This is a genomic window from Streptomyces niphimycinicus (assembly GCF_018883605.1).
In the GTDB taxonomy this organism is placed as follows: domain Bacteria; phylum Actinomycetota; class Actinomycetes; order Streptomycetales; family Streptomycetaceae; genus Streptomyces; species Streptomyces niphimycinicus.
Genome location: NZ_JAHLEM010001008.1, coordinates 1 through 322, shown reverse-complemented (window position 1 = coordinate 322; position 322 = coordinate 1). Strand labels below are relative to the sequence as shown.

At 74.5% G+C, this 322-nt stretch carries 1 protein-coding gene; it reads right to left on the bottom strand.

Annotated elements, in window-relative coordinates; all coding sequences use genetic code 11:
* On the bottom strand, positions 1-322 hold a 322-nt coding region (locus tag KN815_RS46820; RefSeq protein ID WP_216347873.1), incomplete at both ends, for a SpnB-like Rossmann fold domain-containing protein.

The following is a 322-nucleotide window of genomic DNA, read 5'->3' as shown; positions in this document are numbered from 1 at the left end:
ATGGCCACCCAGCGCACCCGTACCACCGGTCACCAGCGCCGAACCACGGCCCTGCCAGGAGCCCCGGTTCACCGCGTCATCAGCCGACGAGGCCCGCACCATGCGCTTGGCGAACACACCGGAGCCGCGCACCGCGACCTGGTCCTCGCCCTCCGCACCCGCCAGCACTCCGGCCAGCCGGGCCACCGCACGGGCGTCCATGGTCTCGGGCAGATCGAGCGCGCCACCCCAGCGCTGGGGGTACTCGACGCCCACGATCCGCCCCAGGCCCCAGACCATCGCCTGGGTCGGGCTCACCAGCCGGTCCGAGCGCCCCACCGAC